Origin of the sequence: Caballeronia glebae, assembly GCF_001545035.1 — a bacterium.
Lineage (GTDB): Bacteria > Pseudomonadota > Gammaproteobacteria > Burkholderiales > Burkholderiaceae > Caballeronia > Caballeronia glebae.
Map to the genome: position 1 here is coordinate 64,558 of NZ_FCOJ02000005.1, position 19,761 is coordinate 84,318.

The window sequence follows — 19,761 nt, forward strand, 5'->3', positions numbered from 1 at the left end:
GAGTCACCGCGGGGATGCCGTTCGATGCCGTTGATGTTCGGTTCAGTGCTGCTCGTGCGTTTCGGAGAGCGCCGCGACGAGTTCCGTCAGCAGGTCCGGATCGAGTGGCTTCTCGATCCAGCCTGTCGCGCCCGCCGAGCGCGCCGCGTCCTTGAACGGCTCGCCGTCTTCGGTCGTCAGCACGAGAATCGGCGTCGCTTTGTAGGCGGGATTGCCGCGCAGCGCCACGATCAGATCGAGCCCGCTTCTGCCCGGCATGTGCTGGTCGGTCAGAACGAGGTCGAAGCGCTCCGCGAGCGCCCACTCCAGGCCTTCGTCGCCGTCCGACGCGACGGTCACTTCGTAACCCGCCGTCGCCAGCGTCGCCGAGAGGATTTGCCGCATTGCGGCTGAATCGTCGATTGCCAGAATGTTTTTGATCATGTTTGTCTCTTGCCGGGATGACGGTCGAAACGCGTCGAGTCTTGAGCGTCTTTTTCGAGGAATTTGCTCACTTCGCCGCGGGCCGGGGCGCGACGCCCGGAATAAGCTGGCCGAGCGCCGTCGATGGATAGCCGTGGGCGTCGGTGCCGTTGTCGAGCGTCGCGCCGGCCGCGCCGTCATCGCGCTGCATCGACAGTTCCGTCTTGCGATTGAGCACGATCACGCTGATGCGCCGGTTCTCCGGATCGAGCGGGTCCTTCTTGTTCAGGTTCTGCGTCGACGCGAGTCCGAGCACGCGCATCACCTTCGCTTCGTCCATGCCGCCCGCGACGAGCTCGCGCCGCGACGCGTTCGCGCGGTCCGCCGAAAGCTCCCAGTTGCTGTAGCCCTTTTCGCCGCCCGCGTACTTCACGGCGTCGGTGTGTCCCTGCACGACGATGCGATTCGGCACGTCGTTCAGCGATCTGCCGATCTCGCGCAGGATGTCGCGCATGTACGGTTGCACGGCGTTGCTGGAGAGCGCGAACATCGGGCGCTTCTGGGTATCGACGATCTCGATGCGCAAGCCCTGCTGCGTCGATTCGATGCGGATCTGCTGCTTGAACTGACGCAGCGTCGGGTTGGCCTCGATCGCGGCCATGAGCTTCACCTGAAGGTCGTGCAGGCGCACCTGCTCGCGCCGCTCCAGTTCGCCTTGCGCGGCCTTGAGCAGTTCCTCGTCGGTGTCCGACGATGCGCGCTGCGCGAGCTGCGTGGTGCCGTCGATTCTGCGGGCCGCGCCCGCTTCCGTGCTGGAGATGTCGCGCCCGCCGCCCATGATGATGCTGTTGTCCATGCCGACGGTCTTGCCGCCGACCATCGCAGCCTTGAGCGGCATCTGAAAATATTCGGCGATGCCGCGCCGCTGCACCGGCGAGGTCGACGAAAGCAGCCACATCAGCAGGAAGAACGCCATCATCGCGGTCATGAAGTCCGCGTAGGCGAGCTTCCACGCGCCGCCGTGATGCCCTTTCTTGCCCGCGACGATGCGCTTGATGAAAATGGGGCGCTCGGAATCGTTGCTCATCGCTCGGTCTCGACTATGGCGGAAGTCACTTCGACTTGACCCGGCGCACGTGCTCTTCCAGTTCGGAGAACGACGGGCGCTCCGTCGAGAACAGCACCTTGCGGCCGAACTCCACCGCGATCGCGGGCGCGTAACCGTTCAGGCTCGCGAGGATCGTCACCTTGATGCACTGGAACATCTTCGTTTGCTCCGCGACGCGCTGTTCCGCGACGTTCGCGAGCGGCCCGATGAAACCGTAGGAAAGCAGAATGCCGAGGAAGGTGCCGACGAGCGCCTGCGCGATCATCTCGCCGAGAATCGCGGGCGGCTGATCGGCGGAGGCCATCGTGTGCACGACGCCCATCACCGCCGCGACGATACCGAACGCGGGCATCGCGTCGCCGACCTTGGTGAGCGCGTGCGCGGGCGCTTCGCCCTCGACGTGATGCGTCTCGATCTCCTCGTCCATGAGGCTTTCGATCTCGAACGCGTTCATGTTGCCGCTCACCATGAGGCGCAGATAATCCGTCAGAAATTCGACGATGTGATGGTCCGCGAGAATCTTGGGGTACTGGTTGAAGACCGGGCTCTTCGACGGATCTTCGATATCCGCTTCGAGCGCGAGCGTGCCTTCCTTGCGCGCCTTCGCGAGCAGCACGTAGAGCAGGGCCATCAGCTCCATGTACATGCTCTTGTCGTACTTCGCGCCTTTGAAGAGCGTCGGGAGAACCTGAATGGTCGCCTTGATGGTCTTGATGTTGTTGCCGAGGATGAACGCGCCGACGCCCGCGCCCCCGATCATCAGAATCTCGACCGGCTGCATGAGCGCGCCAAGGTGTCCGCCTTCGAGCGCGTAACCGCCGAAAACGGACAGCAATGTCACGAGCGATCCTACGAAAATCAGCACAGTCGAGTCCTCACGTTTGGTGCGGTAAGACCGCCGTTAAGTGGTTTACGGCACTCGACTGAAAAACTTGGGGGCGCGGTCGGACGGCTGCTTCCGGCGTTTGATTTCCTTCGGCGGATCGGTGTTGCTTCGCAGTAGTTGCGCCGAATTAGCTGCCTCGAAGCAACTTGCTCCTCCATAACGTCGATCTGGAGATATATTTTTTAATATATCGATAGAAATCCACATTTCTTGCCGATAATGCGAACACGCGTTCGGATTTGTCTTAGAAACGCGGAGTCGGGAAATCGGAGAGAAAGATGACGAGGGCAATCAAACAGGCCGGCGCGCTCGCGCTGACCTTGACCGCGAGTTCGCTCGCGCATGCGGGACTCGATTGCGGCGGCTCGCGCGGCGGCTGGCGAATGCAGACATCGGATAGCTGGACCGGCTCGGACAAGCTCGCTCACATGGCCGTGTCCGCGCCGTTCGGTGCGCTCGGCGGCTATCTGACGCGGGACTCGGAACATCCGATCGTCTACGGCACGTTGATCGGCACGGGGCCGGGACTCGTGAAGGAAATCGTCGACGGAACATGCCGCACGGATGGTTTCTCCTACAAGGATCTGGCCGCCGATGCGCTCGGCGCATGGATCGGCGCATCCGTGACGCACTGGGCGATCACGTATCAGCGCAGCCCGCACGGGATGACCGTCGGGCTTTCGTATCGCGATCGTTTCTAGAAAGACGCGGGCCTGGCGCTCCGCTCTCAGGCCGCGAGCCGGCCCGCTTCGCCGTGCGCGCTCGCGCTCGCCTTGCGCGTCTTGCCCGCGCGTGAAGGCGGCTGGCACAGGCCGCAGACATAGCCCGCGCGCAGGTCGTACGCATGCGCGACGAAACGTCCGCCGCAGCGCGTGCAGACGTTGGTCTGAAGCATCCCGGATTCGAAGTAGCGCACGAGCGTCCAGGCGCGCGTGAGCGACAGCACGGGCTCGTCGCCGTACAGCGCCGCGTGTTCGAGATAGAGGCGGTAGCTTTTCACGATCGCCTGAATCGTGCTCTGCGTGCCGCGCGCGCCGCCATGCTCGTCGATGAAACGATAAATCCCGTGAAACAGCGACGAATGGATGTTCGGCTGCCAGGTCATGAACCAGTCCGTCGAAAACGGCAGCATGCCCTTGGGCGGCGACACGCCCTTCAGTTCCTTATAGAGCTTGATGAGACGGTCGCGCGACAGGTTCGTTTCCGCTTCGAGCAGTTGCAGACGCGCGCCCAGTTCGACCAACTCGATCGCCAGGGTAATTTCGCGGACTTCCGCGACCACGCTCCTCGTTGCCATCGGGATTTCGCGCGCCTTTAGCCGATCTGTTCGACGGGACTGTCGGCCAGCAAAATTGCCGCGTGTGCGTGCGCGAGCGACGCGCTCCGGCCCTTGTCGGCGAGCGACGAAAGGATCGCGTGGTCATCGAAACGAAAGCGGCACAGCACATGGCTCGACGACGCCACTTTCACCGCCTGCGCGAGCGTCAGCGAGGTCAGCACGTGCGCGACCTGCTCGGAAAGGCCGAGGCGGTACATCGCCGAAACGCGGTCTTCCTGAAGGAGCCGCTGTGCGAGAAGCAAGTACGACAGATTCACCTCGCGGATTTCCGCGAGCGTACTCGTATTGCTGATCGTCATCTTTTCCCCGAATCGATACATGGCTGGTCAGGCCCGGCGGGTGAACGTTTGCTCGAACTCGCAAAGGAAAGCGAATGCGGCACCGCGCGCGTTGTTTGTTGTCGATTCGATTGTCGCCGATGCCCGCGGCCGCGCCTGTCGGACAAAGCATCCGACGCAGCGACGGAATTTCGCGAAGAATCGTGTCGGAAAATTTCTTACACGAGGCGCGTTTTTATTGCCGAACGGCAGACTTTAGTTATCGGCCGCTATTCGTCTGACTTTATGATCGGGCCGATTATTTTTCGGGCCGCATCCGCCGTCGCGCCTTTCGATACGCGGGTCCGAAACTTGCGCATGGTTGTCCCGCGGCGCCTTCAACGCTCCAAATTCCCGCACATCGCCTTCATCGATGCAATTTGTCACTTCGTAACAGCACATGTATCGCGCTGTAACAACGATAAGCGATTGAAAAATGAAGTGAAATGCCGCTCTCGATCCCGATAATGGATGGTAAGGGATAACCCGGTCGCGATGTTTTTTCATCTCCGGGCCTATCTCGGGCGGCGTCCACCACACGCGGCCCGCCCGAATGGCATGCGTTAGCGCTCGACCAGAGCGTGACTGCCATGCCTCACCTACTTGGAGAGTCACGTTATGCGAATCGCACAAATTGCACCGTTGCACGAAGCAGTTCCTCCGAAGTTTTACGGCGGCACTGAGCGCGTCGTGTCATATCTGACGGATGCGCTCGTCGACCTCGGCCACGATGTAACCTTGTTCGCAAGCGGCGATTCGCAAACCAAGGCGACGCTCGAAGCGGCGTGGCCGCGCGCGCTGCGTCTCGATCCGACCGTGCGCGACGCGCTTGCGCCGCACATGCTGCTGCTCGAAACCGTCCGCCAGCGCGCGCACGAGTTCGACGTGCTGCACTTCCACCTCGATTACATGCCGTTCCCGCTGTTCACGCAGATGGACACGCCCTTCGTGACGACGCTGCACGGCCGCCTCGATCTGCCCGAATTGCAGCCGATCTTCGACACTTTCACGAAAGCGAACGTCATTTCGATCTCGGACAATCAGCGTAGCCCGCTGCCGCAGGCGAACTGGCTGAACACCGTTTATCACGGTCTGCCGAGCGAATTGCTGACGCCGCAGCCGCACAAGAAGCCCGAATATCTGGCGTTTCTCGGCCGCATCTGCCCGGAAAAGCGCGCCGATCTCGCGATCAAAATCGCGGCTCAAAGCGGCCTGCCGCTGAAGATCGCCGCGAAGGTGGACAAGGTCGACCAGGAATACTTCAAGTCGACGATCGAACCGCTGCTCTCGGAAGCGCATGTCGAGTTCATCGGCGAGATTAACGAAGCGCAGAAGCCGGAATTCCTGTCGGGCGCGAAGGCGCTGCTCTTTCCGATCGACTGGAACGAGCCGTTCGGTCTCGTGATGATCGAGGCGATGGCCTGCGGCACGCCGGTGATCGCGTTCAATCGCGGTTCCGTGCCGGAAGTGATCGACCACGGCGTGACGGGCTTCATTTGCGAGGACGTGCAAGGCGCGGTCGGCGCGCTGCAACGTCTCGAAGAATTGTCGCGCACGGAAATCCGCGCGCAGTTCGAGCGCCGCTTCAGCGCGCAGACGATGGCGCGGAACTACGTCGAAAGCTACACGGCGATGCTCCAGGCCGCGAAGCGCCCGGTGTTGCGTCAGGTCGCCGTGGGCTGATCGCCTTCGCCTGATTCGAATCGCCTGAAATGCCGCCCGCTTGCCGGGCGGCATTTTTTTGCGCGCCGCCGACGCGTTTTGTCCCGCGCGCCGCGCTTCTTTGCACGTCGACATAAGGAATAATCCGAAGATTCGACTCCATGCCCGTAAATAGACCGCCGATCAACCATTTTTGACAGTTCGCAAAAGACGCCGCGCTTACACTGCGCTCCGCAAGCGCGTCGTGCGTTCTTGTTTTAAATCAACGGCTTTTCTATTTTTACGAAGGCAGAATCATGCATTTGTCGAAGCGCCTCGGTGCTGAAATTTTCGGTACTTTCTGGCTCGTGCTGGGCGGCTGCGGAAGCGCCGTGCTCGCCGCCGCCTTTCCTCACCTCGGCATCGGATTCGCCGGCGTTGCGCTGGCGTTCGGTCTCACCGTGCTGACAATGGCCTTCGCCATCGGTCACATCTCCGGCTGCCACCTGAACCCGGCTGTGAGCATCGGTCTCGCAACGGCTGGCCGCTTTCCGGTGCGCGATCTCGTGCCGTACATTGCCGCCCAGGTGATCGGCGCGACGCTCGGCGCATGTGTGATCTATCTGATCGCGACGGGCAATCCGAGCTTCGACTTCGCGACGAGCGGATTCGCCGCGAACGGCTTCGGCGAGCACTCGCCGGGTCATTTCTCGATGTCGGCGGCGCTCATCTGCGAAGTCGTGATGACGTTCTTCTTCGTCTTCGTGATCCTCGGCGCCACCGACGACCGCGCGCCGAAGGGCTTCGCACCGATCGCGATCGGTCTGTGCCTGACGCTCATCCACCTGATCTCGATTCCGGTCACGAACACGTCGGTGAATCCGGCGCGCTCGACGAGCCAGGCGTTCTTCGTCGGCGGCTGGGCGCTCGATCAGTTGTGGCTCTTCTGGATTGCGCCGATCGTCGGTGCGATCCTCGCGGGCGTGATTTATCCGTCGCTGACGCGTCAGAAGTAAGCTTCAGCAGCAGGAATCAGCAGTTAAGAACGGGCGCGAAATGCGCCCGTTTTTTTGTTTTTGCGCCACAACGCGCATGCGAAAGATTAAACGCGCGCGACAAATGTAAAGCGGAATTACGCAGCCTGCTTATGAATTGTTGCGACGTCAATTTGAAATGAAATCAGCGCGATGCGGGAGGCGCGCCCAATAAGGCTCTCGGCGATTTCAGCGACTTCGGCCAGCGCATTTCCACCCTTACGCCGCCCTTGCACACGGTAACAAGTCCTAAAAGCATGTAAGACGACCGCCGCTTAAATTGGACTCATGCGACACACGTCGCCCTAAAGGAGAGACACCATGAAGCGCACCGTCACCCAAATGCTCGTCGCGACCGGCCTTGCTATCGGCGCGATCGGAGCGGCTCAGGCTCACAGCGATCTGCACATCGGCGTTTCGCTCGGCGCGCCGGCTTATGTGGCGCCGGCCCCGGTGTATGTGCGTCCGGCGGTTCCGGCTTATCGCGCGCCGTACTATCGCCATGAAGCGCCGCGCTGGCACGGCGGCGACCGCGACTACGGCCGCTACAACCGCGCGGGCTGGAACCACGGCGGCTACGGCAACAACTGGGGCCATCGCGGATAAGTCAAACCGGGCCGCGGACGAACCTCGGCGGCCCGCCGCGACGGATGATCAGTCGGGCGTTTGTCCCGGCGACGCGAGTTCGTCGCGAATGCCGAACAGTTTGCGCAATTGATGCGCGACGCCCGCCTCGAAGTTGTTCCCGACGCGCGGCACGTTCGGCAGGCGCTTGATGAGATCGGGATTCGCGTTGTTCATCATGAACGGATGCCCGGCGGTTTCGAGCAAGTCGATATCGTTCATGTTGTCGCCGAACGCGACGCACTGCGCGGTATCGACATCGAGCCGCTCCAGCACGAAGCGCAGCGCGCGCCCTTTCGATACGTCCGATGTCATCACTTCCAGACAATCCGGCAGCGAGTAGGTGACGTAGAGCGAATCGCCGAACTCGCGTTCGAGGTTCGCGGCGGTCTCCTTCAAGTCCGCCGGATCGCCGATATACAGCACCTTCGCGATGTTCTCGCCATCGTGTTCGCGCAGATCCATCACCTCGTACTTGAAGCCGGAATCCTGGTGGAAGACCAGCAATTCGGGAGCGTGACGGTCGATGAGCCACGCGTCGTCGGCGAAGAGATTGACGATGACGCGCTCGCTGCCCGAAAGCTCCGGCTGCACCAGACGGCGCACGGCGGCGGGATCGAGGTCGCGCGAGTAAATGCGCTCGTCGCCGGGTGCGTGCACGCGCGCGCCGTTGGAGGTGATCAGATAGGCGTCGACGCCGAGCACATCGCGAATGCCGGCGACGTCGCAATAATGCCGCCCCGTCGCGATGACGATGGGCACGCCGCGCGCCGCAAGAGTGCGCACGGTTTCGGCGGTGAACGGGTCGAGCTGGTGGTCGCTGTTGAGAAGCGTACCGTCGAGATCAGTAGCGATAACCGAATACATGACTGCCTTTGCGATGCCGTGAAGGTCGGTATTTTATCGCGCCGGACGGCCAGCAGCCGCGAACGCCGATGCCGCACGCCGCGCCAGTTCGAGCGCGCCGGCGGCGGAATCGGCGCGAGGCGCGCGCAGGCGTTCGCGCAACATGGCCGGCACGAACGGCTCGTAAGGGGCGGCGAGCCCGCCGCACAAAGCGACCGGCAGCGCGCCGGCGGGATCGAGCGCCGCGACGAGCTTCGCGATTTCCTGCCCCGCTTCGTTCAGGATTCGTGCCGCGTCCGGATGATCGCGGAACTCGAACACCGTGGGCGCGAGTGTCGCGTAAGTGGTTTGATTCGCGGCGCAGAGCCACACGACGAGACTGTCGCGATCTGTCGCGCCCGTCTGGGCGAGCAGCGCGCGCGACCAGCCGTCTTCGGGCGCGCGGCCGTCGAACACGCGTTGAAGATGTGCCACTGCGCGCAGTCCGAGCCATGCGCCGCTGGCTTCGTCGCCGCTCGGGAAACCGTAGCCGCCCGCGATGCGGCAAACGCCCGCTTCGTCCAGCGACGCCGCAATGCTGCCCGTGCCGAGCGCGACGATCACGCCGGATTCGCCGCCGTGCGCGCCGAGCACGGTCGTATAGGCGTCGCTTTCGACGCGCAACGCGCGCACGTCCGGCGCACAGCCGAGAAACGCCGCGAGCCAGTCCGCGTTGTTCACGCCCGCCAGTCCGCAACCGAGCGCGCAGTTGCGCCACTCGAACGGCCGCGCGGCTGCGTCGAAGGCGCGTTGGCACGCGTCGCCTATCGATTGCCACGCGCGCTCGACGCCGAGCCCGAGGGCCGAGGGTCCGCCGCCCACGCGCGCCAGTTCGTTGCCATGCGTGTCCGCGAGGATCACGCGCGTGCCGCTTCCGCCGCCGTCGATGCCGAGCAGGAAGCCATCAAATGCCGAAGTCGAAGATGTAGTCATGGCCGCAAGCTTACCGGCGGCCGCGCCGCGCGCCAATTGGCCGAATGGCATAGATGGCGCGACACGGGCGATCCGCTATGCTGACGCGATCCAGAATAACGATGAGAAATTGCGATGGTACACACCGATCAAACCCGCTGCGCCTGGGCCACGACCGACGCGATGATCCAGTATCACGACGACGAATGGGGCGTGCCATCGCGCGACGACCGGCATCTGTTCGAGATGCTGGTGCTGGAAGGCGCGCAAGCCGGCCTTTCCTGGTCGACGATCCTCAACAAGCGCGAAGGCTATCGTGCGCTGTTCGCCAACTTCGACATCGACCGCGTGGCGCGCTTCACCGAAAAGGACATGGAGCGGATCGTGCAGGACGCGCGCATCGTGCGCAATCGGGCGAAGATCCAGTCGGCGGTGCTCAATGCGCGCGCCGTACAGCAGATCCAGCAGGAGCACGGTTCATTCGCGAACTTCGTCTGGTCGTTCGTCGACGGCAATACCATCGACACCCCGCGCGATGCCGGGAATCCCACGCCCGCGTCCACGCCAGAATCCGACGCGCTGAGCAAGGCGCTCAAAAAATACGGCTGCAAGTTCGTCGGCACGACCATTTGCTACGCCTTCATGCAGGCCACTGGCATGGTCAACGACCACGCCGCCGATTGCCTTTCGCGAGAGAAACCTAAGACAAAACGGAAATCTGCCGCCAAAACCGCACATTAAGAGCATTCGTATGGGGGAAATTATTGCTTTTTGGCAACATCATTGAGAGCAAAATGTGCGTCCTAGGGTAAGTCCTGTTAGATGACAGTTTTTTTGCAGTGAAGCACGCGCAATCGCCCGAACTGCAAGGCCTTTGGCTGGGTTTTCCGCACTGCACGAATGTACGAGCCGTGTAAAAATGGGTTCCTCGCGTGCGCTAGCGCACCTTTTTACCGGACTGAACCGTTATAACTGGCGGTGTACGGATCGTTCACTGAGTGTAGAAATCCGTCGCGAGCACACGGGCGCTGTGAGGCCGCACGCCCCAAGCCGGGAAAACCGCCGTGTTCAAAGCAGGGTCCGGGCGGCGAAGCGTTGATTCGTGTTGCGGCACATTCGCAACGACGCTGCCGCTTCCGGTAAAGCAGGCGCAGGTTCTCGAATACTAAACGCATGGCCGCTGCGCAGGGGCGCAGGGGAGAAGATCATGAAAAGCTTGAACTTCCTGACCCATCAGGAGATTTTCAACAGCGCGGTCCAGCATCTTTTCGGACAAGGTCAAGCGGCTTTGCTGCCGCAGGGTGGCGGCGCTTATCGCGGATACTGCGGCGGCTGTCCTGTCGGGCGCTTCATCAAGCCGCGCGACTATGTCAGCGCGATGGAAGGTGTGCCCATTCGCTTCATCGCGAAGCCGCCCGAGCAGGTGCCGGCGTACATGGACGTCGGCGTCGTGGCGCTGAAGCGCGCGCTGCTTCGTGCGCGCATTAATGTGTTTGATCCCAATACAGTCGAGTTGCTCTCGTGCCTGCAGAACGTGCATGACGTCTTCGGCAAATGGGAATGGCGCGAGCGGCTCACGTCGATCGCGCGGCAGTTCGGGCTGTCCGCCGAGCTTCTGAAAACGGCCGCTTGATACTGCAGGTGTTGTGATGTTGAGCCCTATTACGATGTTGAGCCCGAAGGACATTTACGAGCGCGTCAGCGAACACTTGCTGACGCAGCGCGCGGTGTCGGAAGACGACAACGGCTCGTGCCGGCTGCGTAGTCCCGAAGGGCACAAGTGCGCGATCGGGTCGCTCGTGCGCGACGATGTGTACGAGCCGCAACTGGAAGGCGTCGGCATTTCCTACTTTCGGCATGCGCGGGACGGCCGTCTCCTTCGGGCGCTCTACGCGTCGAACGTGAATGCGTACGATCCGAACATCATCGATCTGCTGATCGAGCTGGAGGAAGTTCACGACTATGCCGAGATCGAGGAGTGGCCCGAATTGCTCGCGGCGCTCGGCAAGCGTCACGCGTTCGTCTGAGCGCGTAAGCTAAAGCAGCGGTAAAAAACGAAACGGCGGTGCGCCCTCACGGGTCGCACCGCCGTTTTGCCGTTCAGCGAGAATTCGAGAATCCTCGCCCGAACAAGACGCTTAGTGCATCTTCTTCGGCAGCATCTGGCTGCGCAGACGCTTACGCAGACGCGAGACAGCGGCTGCCTTCTTGCGCTTGCGCTCGGTGGTCGGCTTTTCGTACGACTGGCGCTCGCGCAGTTCGGCGATGAGGCCAGTGCGCTCGACGGTGCGGCGGAAACGCCGAATCGCGACATCGAACGGCTCGTTTTCTTTGAGGACGATAGTGGTCATGTAAATCCTGGTTTGCTAAACGTATTTTCAAGTGCGCAACGATACGAGCTGCCGCGCCCCGGCACTCCGATCGTCCGCCGGACGCAAAACGGCGCGGCGGACACGAGCAAAGCGGCCACGGAGGCCGGAAAAGAGAGCGTTGAGATTCAGCCGCGCAAGCGGCAGGCGCCTTCGAAAGAACCACTCGAAGGCGCATTTCAGAGCCGTTCGCTGCTGCTTATTGACATTGTCATTCTCAGCGGCGAAGGCAGGAATTCGGGCACATTTCTCGATTCGGGCGCGATGTTACCAGAACACCGCGCCCTTGCCAACACCCTCGAAACATCCAACTCATTGATGCAACGGATTTATTTCTGCCCACGCGCTGGCGTCGTCGAGCAGATGGATGTCGTCGGCGGCGAGTTGCAGGCGCGTCGCGGCAGCGAGACTCACCAGTTGCGCGACTGACGTGGCGCTCGCGATCGGCGCCGTCACGCTCGGGCGCGCGATCATCCACGCGAGCGCGACCGTCGCGGGCGTCGTGTCGTTGCGTTTGGCAACTTCGTCGAGCGCGGCGAGAATCTTCAGGCCGCGCGGGTTCAGATATTTTTCGACGCGCGAGCCGCGCGCCTTGTGTTGCGTGTCTTCCTTCGAGCGATATTTGCCCGACAGAAAGCCGCTCGCGAGCGCGTAATACGGCACGACGGCAATCTCGTGCCGCCCCGCCACCGGTTCGAGATCGGTCTCGTAGCCTTCGCGGTCATAGAGGTTGTATTCGGGCTGCAGGATCTGATACGCCGGCAAGCCTGAATCCTTCGCAACCGCAAGCGCCGCTTCGAGCCGCTCGCCCGTGTAGTTCGACGCGCCGATCACCCTCACCTTCCCTGCCTCGATGAGCTTCCGATACGCGTCGAGCGTTTCATCGAACGGCGTGCTCTCGTCGTCGTAATGGGAGAAGTAGACGTCGATGTAATCGGTCTTGAGACGCCGCAGCGAATCGTCGACGGCCGCCGCGATGTTCGCCGCCGTCAGCCCGGCGCGCGTGGAGAGCTTGCCGACTTTCGTCGCGAGCACGACCTGATGGCGCTTGCCGCTTTCCCTGAACCACTTGCCGATGATCGTCTCCGATTCGCCGCCCCGATGCCCTTCGACCCAGGCGGAATAGACGTCCGCGGTGTCGATGAAGTTGAGGCCGTGATCGACGAACGCGTCGAGGATCGAGAACGACGTGCGTTCGTCGGCGGTCCAGCCGAACACGTTGCCGCCGAAGACGAGCGGCGCGACTTTCAGTTCCGAGTTGCCGATGCTGCGTGTCTGCATGTGTGCTCCGAATGCGCGAGATGGCGGACCGAAAAGCATACGCGCGAAATCGGCGCCTTGCCGGGCGCGGTTTCGCAGGCTTACGACAGCATTCGTTACACAAATCGTTTGCGCGGGCCTTAAGTTTTCGAGGGGCCCGATAACCACAAGTAGGCGGCCGGCTATCACCGAGCGCAGGACCGCCAGGCAACCACTCGGTGCTTAAGCCAAAGCCAAAGCAGACAAAGTCTCTCAGGAGAGCAAAAATGATCGGTATCAATAGCAATATCAATTCGCTGGTTGCACAGCAGAACCTCAACAGCACGCAAAGCGCGCTGTCATCGGCTATCACGCGTCTGTCGTCGGGCAAGCGCATCAACAGCGCTGCTGACGATGCTGCTGGCCAGGCAATCGCGTCGCGCATGACGTCGCAGATCAACGGTTTGAACCAGGGCGTGTCGAACGCGAACGACGGCGTGTCGATGACGCAAACCGCATCGAGCGGCTTGAATCAGATCACCGACAACCTGCAACGTATTCGTCAGCTCGCCGTGCAAGCGTCGAGCGGCTCGCTGTCCGCGAGCGACCAGGCGTCGCTGCAAAAGGAAGTGACGCAGCGTATCGCCGAAGTGAACCGTATCGCTTCGCAAACGACGTACAACGGCACGAACGTGCTCGACGGCTCGGCTGGTCAAGTCAGCTTCCAGGTCGGCGCGAACGTCGGTCAGACGATCAGCATCGACCTGAGCAAGGGCGTGTCGGCTGCCCAGCTCGGCGGCGGCGTGCCGCAAAAGGGCACGACGATCTCGACGATCAGCGGCATCAGCCTCGACAGCGCCGGCGCAGCATCCGCGGCAGGCACGACTCCGGCGATCACCTCGATCAACGTGCTGGCTGACGGCAACGGCGGCTTCTCGTTCACCGACCAGAACAACCAGGCGCTGTCGTCGAGCGTGACGAATTCGCTCTTCGGTTCGAGCACGGCCGGTTCGACGACGAATCCGAAGCCGCTGACGCTGTCAGGCTCGGGCGCATTCGCGAAGACGGTTCAAGCGACGGCTCAGGGCACCGCGGCAACGGCTCTCGGCACGATCAGCACGACCAACGGCGCAACCGGGGCCGGCACGTATGCCACGGCGAACCAGAACCTCGGCACGGTTTCCGGCGTCGCGCTGAATGCGGACGGTACGGCAGCAACCGGCGCCACCGCGGCCATCACGTCGATCAACGTTCTCGCGGACGGCAGCGGCGGCTTCAAGTTCACCGACCAGAGCGGCAACGCGCTCTCCAGCGGCGCTTCTTCGCTGTTCACGGTGACGGGGGGTGCCGCTGGCGCTGGCTCGACGCTCGGCTTCACCGCCGGCGGCGCACTCGGCACGGGCGCACCGACGGGCTTCGGCACGGCCAACGAACTGGCAAGCAAGGCAGCGATCGCAACGGCGAACGCGACCAACAACCCGGTCGCCGTGTCGAGCATCGACCTGACGACGGCGAATGGCGCGAACGTCGCGATCGAATCGATCGACAACGCGCTGAACACGGTCAACAGCATCCAGTCCGGTCTCGGCGCTGCGCAAAACCGCTTCTCGTCGATCGCATCGACGCAGACGCAACAGTCGACCAACCTGTCGTCCGCTCAGTCGCAAATCACCGACGCGAACTTCGCGCAGGAAACGGCGAATCTGTCGAAGGCTCAAGTGCTGCAACAAGCTGGTATCTCGGTGCTGGCTCAAGCGAACTCGATGCCGCAGCAGGTTCTGAAGCTCCTCGGCTAAGCATCGCCGGCGGCGCTGTAACCGGCGCGCATTATCAGTACAATGCGCGCCGGGTGTAACAAAGCATCGCAGCAGAAGTAAAAGCAGTCGGCGCAACGGGAGCTCGTCTCCCTTTGCGCGTTTTCGGGAGATGACGACTCCCGCCCAATTTCGAACGATCGCGAAACGTAACGACCGGAGCACACATGACCACCGTAGCCACGACCTCGGGTTCCACTGTCGATCCGACGAGCGCCGTCCAGCAGGCCGCGCAGTCGATCATCAGCGGTTCCACGAACTCGACGATGGACGTGAACTCGCTCGTCACCGCGATCGTCAACGCGAAGGTCGCGGGACAAACCGACGCGCTCAACAACAAGAAAACGGCCGACAACACGCAGCTCACCGCGATCGGCACGCTCAAATCCGTGCTCTCGCTGCTGCAAAGTTCGATCACGAACCTCGCCAACGGCAAGACGCTCGGCTCGTTCACGGCCACCGCCAACGGCAAGGGGCTCACGGGCAGCGCGGACACCACCGCGGTCGCGGGCAGCTATGCGGTGAACGTGACCAATGTCGCGTCGGCGCAATCGCTCACCTCCGGCGTGTTCTCGACGACCGACAAGCTCGGCACCGGCTCGATCACGCTGAAAGTCGGCAACAACACGAGCACCATCAAGCTCGACGACACCAACAACACGCTCTCGGGCATTGTGTCGGCGATCAATTCGGCATCCGACAATCCCGGCGTTTCGGCGACCATCGTCAACGGCTCGGACGGCGCGCACCTCGTGCTGCGCTCCACGTCGACGGGGCTCGGCAACGCCATCAACGTGGATGTCAACGCGGACGACAGCACGTCTGCGATCAACAAGCTCAAGGTCGGCTCGTCGACCACGACGACCGACCCCGACCCGACCGACAACACCAAAACCATCACCGTTCCCGAGCACACGACCATCGACGGCGCGAACGGCTGGACGCAATCCAGCGCGGGCGTGGACTCGCACCTGACGGTCGCGGGCACGCCGATCACGAGTTCGAGCAATACGATCAAGGAAGCGGTCACGGGCGTCTCGATGACGATTACGGCGGACTCGGTCGGCACGACGCAGACGCTCACGATCGGCCAGGATGTCGCCGGCCAGAAGACGGCCATCGACGCGTTCGTCACGGCGTACAACAACTTCGTCAGCACGGCGTCGTCGCTGACGTCGTTCGATTCGACGGCCAGCTCGCAAGGCGCGCTGCTCGGCGACTCGATGATGAACACGATCAAGAACACGCTCGCGAACACGATCAGCAAGGGCATCGGCGCGGGCGCGGGCAAGGTGAACCTCGCGTCGATCGGCATTACGCTGCAGCCGGACGGAACGCTCAGCACGGACGAAGATGCGCTCACCAGCGCGCTGACCAACAATTCGGGCACCGTTGCATCGCTCTTCAATTCCACCGACGGCGTCGCCGCGCAACTGAACACGAGCCTGACGGCGTTCCTGCAAACGGGCGGCATCATCGACACGCGCACGACGGCGCTCAACGACGACCTGACGAGCATCGCCGATCAGCAGACGCAGCTCACCACGTACACGCAGCAGTTGACGACCAACTACAACAATCAGTTCACCGCGCTCAACACTTTGATGTCCAGCATGTCGACGCAATCGAGCTATCTGACGGCGCTCTTCGGCGGCACGAATAGCGCGGGCGCAATGGCGACGAACGCGAAGTAAAGGCGGAGACGGAACATGAACCAGCAGGAAGTGATTCAAAACGCGTGGTCGCTGACCGAGGCGATCGAAGAAGCGGTGAGCAAGAGCGACTGGGCGCGCGCCGCCGAGCTCGACGAAGCGCGCGCTCCGTTCGTGATGGCGCTGCAGGCGCAACAACCGGCGCACGCACTTGCGATCATCCGCAAGATCCAGGCGAGCATCGAAAGCGTTGCCGTTCGCGCGCGCGATGCGCAGGCAACGTTGTCGGCTGGCTATCGCCGTTCGATGGACGGAGCGAAAGCGGCCAGCCGATATCATCAGGCCGCGCGCTTCTAAAGTTTTCCGCCCACGCGCCGATAACAAGTTCAAGAACAACAAGAACGACGCGCCGGTTTCAGCGGCGCGCTGCTTCGCGCTTCAATGCCCGCTTCGGCGGGCATTTTTATTTGCGATTCCGCAGAAGCGTCTCAGCGCCCGAGCGTCAACACGAGATAGGCCGCGTATAACACGCCGTTGCCAAGCAACGCCCAAAGCACGATCCCGTTCTTCTTCGCATTGAACCTCAGCCACGCGGCGGCCGCGAGCGTGATCAGCACGCCCGTCAGCACTTCAATGCGCGGCTCCCAGGGCGTCAGCATGATGCCGATCGCCGGCAGCAACGTGCCTTGAAACACCATCGCGCCGGTGATGTTGCCGAACGCGAGCGTGTCCTTCCCTCTGCGCGCCCACATGATGCTGTTCACCTTCTCCGGCAGCTCGGTGGCGATCGGAATGATGATGAGCGACAGCAGCAGCGCCGAAATTCCCAGCGCATGCGACACGCCCTCGACGCCGTGAATGAAGCCTTTCGCGCCGCCCACCAGCAACACGATGCCGACGAAAAACTGCAGCATGATCGTGCCCAGCGACGTCTTCAGGCCGAGCCGCGAAACAAACAAGGTCTCGGGTGCTTCCGTGCCGTGCCCGCCCTCGACGAGCTTCGCCGAAGCCCTGAACGTCGAGATCACATAGACGACATACAGCGCAACCAGCCCGGCCCCGAACAGCGCGCGCACCTGCCACGCATGATGCGGCACGAACATCGCGGCGCACGCAATCAGGAACGCGAACAAAAAGAAGTTGAGATCGCGCGTGAAACCGGTGTGCTCCGGCACGATCCGTCCGCGCAAGCCGCGCGACTTGATAATCGCGAATGCCATGAGACACGTGGAAAGCGTCGCGAGCATGAGCGGCGCGCCGAGAATCGCACCGACGCCGATTTCTTCGTTGACCGCACGGCTCGCCGTGCCGCCGAGCAACGCGATGATCGGCACCGTCGTTTCCGGCAACGCCGTGCCGACCGCCGCGAACAGCGATCCGGTCACGCCTTCGGAAATGCCGAGCCGTTCGCCGAGATGTTCGAGCGCATTCGTGAAAAGCTCCGCCGCGATCAGGATGATCGCGAGCATCAGCGCGAGTTCGATAAAGAGCATCGTCATGCGGCGCCTCGCACGAAAACATGCGGCGGGCGCGCAAGCGTGCGCGATAAACGGGGAGAAAAACGGGGATCTTGTAGTTGTGGGGACACGATGATTCCACGGCCGGACGTCGAGCGAACCACGATGCGCCACGCGCCGTCCGACCAAGAACGACATAGCGCATCGATGGTCTCGCCAAACCGTTCCGGTCGAACGCGCCACGGCAGCAGGGCCGAGGATGTTGACGCGTTCTCCTTCGCTCGCGAAGGAAGGCTACTCCCCAAAGACGGCGCAAGTTTAGCCCGATGCGCCCCGTTTCGGCAAGCCGCGAATAAGCGTATGCCGATCGAATCGTTGTCGGCGACGGATGCATTCGCTAATCTACCCGCGCTGGGCGCGTGGCTTGCTGCGCGTGCCCAAAGCTCATCCACGAACAAAAAATGAAGATCACGGGAGATCTCATGCGCCTGAAACTATTCGCCGCGGCCGCCGCGATGGCAATGCTCGCCGCGCCGACGCTCGCGATGTCCAAGCCGCTCACCGTCTGCACCGAATCGAGTCCGGACGGCTTCGATGTCGTGCAATTCAATTCGCTCGTGACGACCAACGCGTCCGCGGACGTCCTCTTCAATACGCTCGTCTCCTACGATGAAGCCGCGAAGAAGGTCGTGCCCTCGCTCGCGGACAAGTGGGACGTGAGCAGCGACGGCCTCACCTACACCTTCCATCTGCGTCCGAACGTCCAGTTCCAGACGACCGATTACTTCAAGCCGACGCGTCCGCTCGATGCCGGCGACGTCGTCTTCACGTTCACGCGCATGCTCTCGGACGACAATCCGTGGTACAAGGTTGCGGGCGCGAGCGGCTTTCCGCACGCGCAGTCGATGGGCCTCGTGAAGCTCATCAAGACCGTATCGAAAGTCGACGACCATACGGTGAAATTCGAGCTTAACGAGCCGAACGCGACCTTCGTGCCGATCCTCACGATGGGCTTCGCATCGATCTATTCATCGGAATATGCGGACAAGCTGCTGAAGGCGAACCAGCAGGTCGATCTGAACAACAAGCCGATCGGCACCGGCCCGTTCGTGTTGAAGAGCTACACGAAGGATTCGGTCATTCGCTACGACGTGAACCCGACCTACTGGGGGCCGAAGCCGAAGATCGACCGGCTGATCTATGCAATCACGCCCGACGCGTCCGTGCGCGCGCAGAAGATCAAGGCGGGCGAATGTCAGATCGCGCTGTCGCCGAAGCCGCAGGACGTCACCGACGCGAAGCGGGACAAGTCGCTGAAAGTGAGCGAAGCGCCGGCGTTCATGACGGCCTTCGTCGCGCTCAACACGCAGAAGAAGCCGCTCGACAATCCGAAAGTGCGACAGGCGATCAACATGGCGTTCGACCGCACGACGTACATGAAGACCGTGTTCGATAACACCGACACGCCCGCTGTGAATCCGTATCCGCCGAATACGTGGAGCTACGACAAGAGCATCGCGGCGTACAAGTATTCATCGGCCGATGCGAAGAAGCTGCTCGCCGACGCGGGCTTCCCGAACGGCTTCGACACGACGATCTGGGTGCGCCCGAACGGCAGCGTGCTGAATCCGAATCCGAAGGCGGGTGCGGAACTGCTGCAGGCCGATCTCGCGAGAATCGGCGTGAAGGCGCAGGTGAGAGTGATCGAATGGGGCGAATTGATCAAGCAGGCGAAGCAAGGTCAGCACGACATGCTGTTCATGGGCTGGGCCGGCGACAATGGCGACCCGGACAACTACATGTCGCCGCTTTTCAGCTGCAATGCGGTGAAGTCGGGCATCAACTTCGCGCGCTATTGCGACAGCCAGCTAGACAAGCTGATTGCCGATGGCAAATCGACCGCCGATGTCGCGAAACGCACGAAGGCGTATGTCGACGCGCAGAAGATCATCCACGATCAGGCGCTGTGGATTCCGCTCGTCTATCCGACGGCGGCCGCGCTCACGCGCGCGAACGTCAGCGGTTATAGCGTGAGTCCGTTCGGGCGCGTGAACTTCGGCGGCGTGTCCGTGCAGTAAGCGA

Annotated in this window: 21 protein-coding genes and 1 riboswitch; of the genes, 11 read left to right on the plus strand and 10 right to left on the minus strand. The window is 62.3% G+C overall.

All coding sequences use genetic code 11. From position 1 onward, the window contains the following. Positions 1-42: 42 nt before the first annotated feature. The 3 genes from AWB82_RS05015 to motA all read right to left on the minus strand — a co-directional run bounded on the left by AWB82_RS05015 (position 43) and on the right by motA (position 2,375). The gene (locus AWB82_RS05015; protein WP_086966053.1) at positions 43-423 is read right to left on the minus strand and encodes a response regulator; all 381 of its coding nucleotides are present in this window, start codon (positions 421-423) and stop codon (positions 43-45) included. Between the two features lie 67 nt (positions 424-490). Then, positions 491-1,489, minus strand: coding sequence for a flagellar motor protein MotB (gene motB, locus AWB82_RS05020; RefSeq protein WP_086966054.1), 999 nt, complete (start codon positions 1,487-1,489; stop codon positions 491-493). 25 nt (positions 1,490-1,514) lie between these two features. After that, the gene (gene motA / locus AWB82_RS05025; protein WP_086966055.1) at positions 1,515-2,375 is read right to left on the minus strand and encodes a flagellar motor stator protein MotA; all 861 of its coding nucleotides are present in this window, start codon (positions 2,373-2,375) and stop codon (positions 1,515-1,517) included. A 299-nt stretch (positions 2,376-2,674) separates the two neighbouring features. On the opposite strand from motA, the gene AWB82_RS05030 reads away from it, so the two are divergent. Continuing rightward, positions 2,675-3,097, plus strand: coding sequence for a hypothetical protein (locus AWB82_RS05030; RefSeq protein ID WP_086966056.1), 423 nt, complete (start codon positions 2,675-2,677; stop codon positions 3,095-3,097). 26 nt (positions 3,098-3,123) lie between these two features. On the opposite strand, the gene flhC is transcribed toward AWB82_RS05030, so the two are convergent. Beyond that, positions 3,124-3,693: a flagellar transcriptional regulator FlhC gene (flhC, locus tag AWB82_RS05035; RefSeq protein WP_086966057.1), complete on the minus strand. Its 570-nt coding sequence runs from the start codon at positions 3,691-3,693 to the stop codon at positions 3,124-3,126. A 17-nt stretch (positions 3,694-3,710) separates the two neighbouring features. Beyond that, positions 3,711-4,028 carry a flagellar transcriptional regulator FlhD gene (gene flhD, locus AWB82_RS05040; RefSeq protein WP_200818048.1) on the minus strand — a complete coding sequence of 106 codons (318 nt, stop codon included), beginning with the start codon at positions 4,026-4,028 and terminating at the stop codon, positions 3,711-3,713. A gap of 642 nt (positions 4,029-4,670) precedes the next feature. Between flhD and AWB82_RS05045 the strand changes: the two genes are divergently transcribed. From AWB82_RS05045 to AWB82_RS05055, 3 genes are all read left to right on the plus strand, one after another. Beyond that, on the plus strand, positions 4,671-5,735 hold the full coding sequence (locus tag AWB82_RS05045) for a glycosyltransferase family 4 protein (RefSeq protein WP_086966058.1): 1,065 nt from the start codon (positions 4,671-4,673) through the stop codon (positions 5,733-5,735). 275 nt (positions 5,736-6,010) lie between these two features. Continuing rightward, on the plus strand, positions 6,011-6,709 hold the full coding sequence (aqpZ, locus tag AWB82_RS05050) for an aquaporin Z (RefSeq protein WP_086966059.1): 699 nt from the start codon (positions 6,011-6,013) through the stop codon (positions 6,707-6,709). Between the two features lie 339 nt (positions 6,710-7,048). After that, complete coding sequence (locus tag AWB82_RS05055; protein WP_086966060.1) at positions 7,049-7,333, plus strand: hypothetical protein; 285 nt, start codon at positions 7,049-7,051, stop codon at positions 7,331-7,333. Positions 7,334-7,381: 48 nt separating this feature from the next. On the opposite strand, the gene AWB82_RS05060 is transcribed toward AWB82_RS05055, so the two are convergent. Both AWB82_RS05060 and AWB82_RS05065 read right to left on the minus strand, forming a co-directional pair. Continuing rightward, the gene (locus AWB82_RS05060) at positions 7,382-8,218 is read right to left on the minus strand and encodes a Cof-type HAD-IIB family hydrolase (protein ID WP_086966061.1); all 837 of its coding nucleotides are present in this window, start codon (positions 8,216-8,218) and stop codon (positions 7,382-7,384) included. Between the two features lie 33 nt (positions 8,219-8,251). Further along, complete coding sequence (locus AWB82_RS05065; protein WP_086966164.1) at positions 8,252-9,169, minus strand: BadF/BadG/BcrA/BcrD ATPase family protein; 918 nt, start codon at positions 9,167-9,169, stop codon at positions 8,252-8,254. Between the two features lie 114 nt (positions 9,170-9,283). On the opposite strand from AWB82_RS05065, the gene AWB82_RS05070 reads away from it, so the two are divergent. From AWB82_RS05070 to AWB82_RS05080, 3 genes are all read left to right on the plus strand, one after another. Next, positions 9,284-9,889, plus strand: coding sequence for a DNA-3-methyladenine glycosylase I (locus AWB82_RS05070; RefSeq protein WP_086966062.1), 606 nt, complete (start codon positions 9,284-9,286; stop codon positions 9,887-9,889). A 466-nt stretch (positions 9,890-10,355) separates the two neighbouring features. Further along, positions 10,356-10,781 (plus strand): hypothetical protein, encoded by a 426-nt coding sequence (locus AWB82_RS05075; protein ID WP_086966063.1) that lies wholly within the window; start codon positions 10,356-10,358, stop codon positions 10,779-10,781. A gap of 16 nt (positions 10,782-10,797) precedes the next feature. Further along, complete coding sequence (locus tag AWB82_RS05080) at positions 10,798-11,175, plus strand: hypothetical protein (RefSeq protein ID WP_235023185.1); 378 nt, start codon at positions 10,798-10,800, stop codon at positions 11,173-11,175. Positions 11,176-11,286: 111 nt separating this feature from the next. Here the strand turns inward: AWB82_RS05080 and rpsU are convergent, their stop codons facing one another. Then, positions 11,287-11,499, minus strand: a complete 213-nt coding sequence (gene rpsU / locus AWB82_RS05085; RefSeq protein ID WP_086966065.1) for a 30S ribosomal protein S21 — start codon at positions 11,497-11,499, stop codon at positions 11,287-11,289. A 330-nt stretch (positions 11,500-11,829) separates the two neighbouring features. Continuing rightward, on the minus strand, positions 11,830-12,798 hold the full coding sequence (locus AWB82_RS05090; RefSeq protein ID WP_086966066.1) for an aldo/keto reductase: 969 nt from the start codon (positions 12,796-12,798) through the stop codon (positions 11,830-11,832). A gap of 245 nt (positions 12,799-13,043) precedes the next feature. Between AWB82_RS05090 and AWB82_RS05095 the strand changes: the two genes are divergently transcribed. The 3 genes from AWB82_RS05095 to AWB82_RS05105 all read left to right on the plus strand — a co-directional run bounded on the left by AWB82_RS05095 (position 13,044) and on the right by AWB82_RS05105 (position 16,579). Beyond that, positions 13,044-14,552 carry a flagellin N-terminal helical domain-containing protein gene (locus tag AWB82_RS05095; RefSeq protein ID WP_086966067.1) on the plus strand — a complete coding sequence of 503 codons (1,509 nt, stop codon included), beginning with the start codon at positions 13,044-13,046 and terminating at the stop codon, positions 14,550-14,552. 185 nt (positions 14,553-14,737) lie between these two features. Beyond that, positions 14,738-16,264 carry a flagellar filament capping protein FliD gene (gene fliD, locus AWB82_RS05100; protein ID WP_086966068.1) on the plus strand — a complete coding sequence of 509 codons (1,527 nt, stop codon included), beginning with the start codon at positions 14,738-14,740 and terminating at the stop codon, positions 16,262-16,264. A gap of 15 nt (positions 16,265-16,279) precedes the next feature. Next, on the plus strand, positions 16,280-16,579 hold the full coding sequence (locus tag AWB82_RS05105; protein ID WP_086966069.1) for a flagellar protein FliT: 300 nt from the start codon (positions 16,280-16,282) through the stop codon (positions 16,577-16,579). Positions 16,580-16,710: 131 nt separating this feature from the next. Here the strand turns inward: AWB82_RS05105 and AWB82_RS05110 are convergent, their stop codons facing one another. Then, positions 16,711-17,721 carry a sodium:calcium antiporter gene (locus AWB82_RS05110; RefSeq protein WP_086966070.1) on the minus strand — a complete coding sequence of 337 codons (1,011 nt, stop codon included), beginning with the start codon at positions 17,719-17,721 and terminating at the stop codon, positions 16,711-16,713. Positions 17,722-17,821: 100 nt separating this feature from the next. Then, positions 17,822-17,997, minus strand: a riboswitch (yybP-ykoY riboswitch). Between the two features lie 164 nt (positions 17,998-18,161). Between AWB82_RS05110 and AWB82_RS05115 the strand changes: the two genes are divergently transcribed. Next, positions 18,162-19,757 carry an ABC transporter substrate-binding protein gene (locus AWB82_RS05115; protein WP_086966165.1) on the plus strand — a complete coding sequence of 532 codons (1,596 nt, stop codon included), beginning with the start codon at positions 18,162-18,164 and terminating at the stop codon, positions 19,755-19,757. The last annotated feature ends 4 nt before the right edge of the window (positions 19,758-19,761 follow it).

Excerpts from the sequence above, each read along its gene's own strand:
- AWB82_RS05015 (WP_086966053.1), bottom strand. The coding sequence starts at position 423 with ATGATCAAAAACATTCTGGCAATCGACGATTCAGCCGCAATGCGGCAA.
- motB (WP_086966054.1), bottom strand. The coding sequence starts at position 1,489 with ATGAGCAACGATTCCGAGCGCCCCATTTTCATCAAGCGCATCGTCGCG.
- AWB82_RS05030 (WP_086966056.1), top strand. The coding sequence starts at position 2,675 with ATGACGAGGGCAATCAAACAGGCCGGCGCGCTCGCGCTGACCTTGACC.
- flhC (WP_086966057.1), bottom strand. The coding sequence starts at position 3,693 with ATGGCAACGAGGAGCGTGGTCGCGGAAGTCCGCGAAATTACCCTGGCG.
- AWB82_RS05045 (WP_086966058.1), top strand. The coding sequence starts at position 4,671 with ATGCGAATCGCACAAATTGCACCGTTGCACGAAGCAGTTCCTCCGAAG.
- aqpZ (WP_086966059.1), top strand. The coding sequence starts at position 6,011 with ATGCATTTGTCGAAGCGCCTCGGTGCTGAAATTTTCGGTACTTTCTGG.
- AWB82_RS05055 (WP_086966060.1), top strand. The coding sequence starts at position 7,049 with ATGAAGCGCACCGTCACCCAAATGCTCGTCGCGACCGGCCTTGCTATC.
- AWB82_RS05060 (WP_086966061.1), bottom strand. The coding sequence starts at position 8,218 with ATGTATTCGGTTATCGCTACTGATCTCGACGGTACGCTTCTCAACAGC.
- AWB82_RS05065 (WP_086966164.1), bottom strand. The coding sequence starts at position 9,169 with ATGACTACATCTTCGACTTCGGCATTTGATGGCTTCCTGCTCGGCATC.
- AWB82_RS05070 (WP_086966062.1), top strand. The coding sequence starts at position 9,284 with ATGGTACACACCGATCAAACCCGCTGCGCCTGGGCCACGACCGACGCG.
- AWB82_RS05075 (WP_086966063.1), top strand. The coding sequence starts at position 10,356 with ATGAAAAGCTTGAACTTCCTGACCCATCAGGAGATTTTCAACAGCGCG.
- AWB82_RS05080 (WP_235023185.1), top strand. The coding sequence starts at position 10,798 with ATGTTGAGCCCTATTACGATGTTGAGCCCGAAGGACATTTACGAGCGC.
- rpsU (WP_086966065.1), bottom strand. The coding sequence starts at position 11,499 with ATGACCACTATCGTCCTCAAAGAAAACGAGCCGTTCGATGTCGCGATT.
- AWB82_RS05090 (WP_086966066.1), bottom strand. The coding sequence starts at position 12,798 with ATGCAGACACGCAGCATCGGCAACTCGGAACTGAAAGTCGCGCCGCTC.
- AWB82_RS05095 (WP_086966067.1), top strand. The coding sequence starts at position 13,044 with ATGATCGGTATCAATAGCAATATCAATTCGCTGGTTGCACAGCAGAAC.
- fliD (WP_086966068.1), top strand. The coding sequence starts at position 14,738 with ATGACCACCGTAGCCACGACCTCGGGTTCCACTGTCGATCCGACGAGC.
- AWB82_RS05105 (WP_086966069.1), top strand. The coding sequence starts at position 16,280 with ATGAACCAGCAGGAAGTGATTCAAAACGCGTGGTCGCTGACCGAGGCG.
- AWB82_RS05110 (WP_086966070.1), bottom strand. The coding sequence starts at position 17,721 with ATGACGATGCTCTTTATCGAACTCGCGCTGATGCTCGCGATCATCCTG.
- AWB82_RS05115 (WP_086966165.1), top strand. The coding sequence starts at position 18,162 with ATGCGCCTGAAACTATTCGCCGCGGCCGCCGCGATGGCAATGCTCGCC.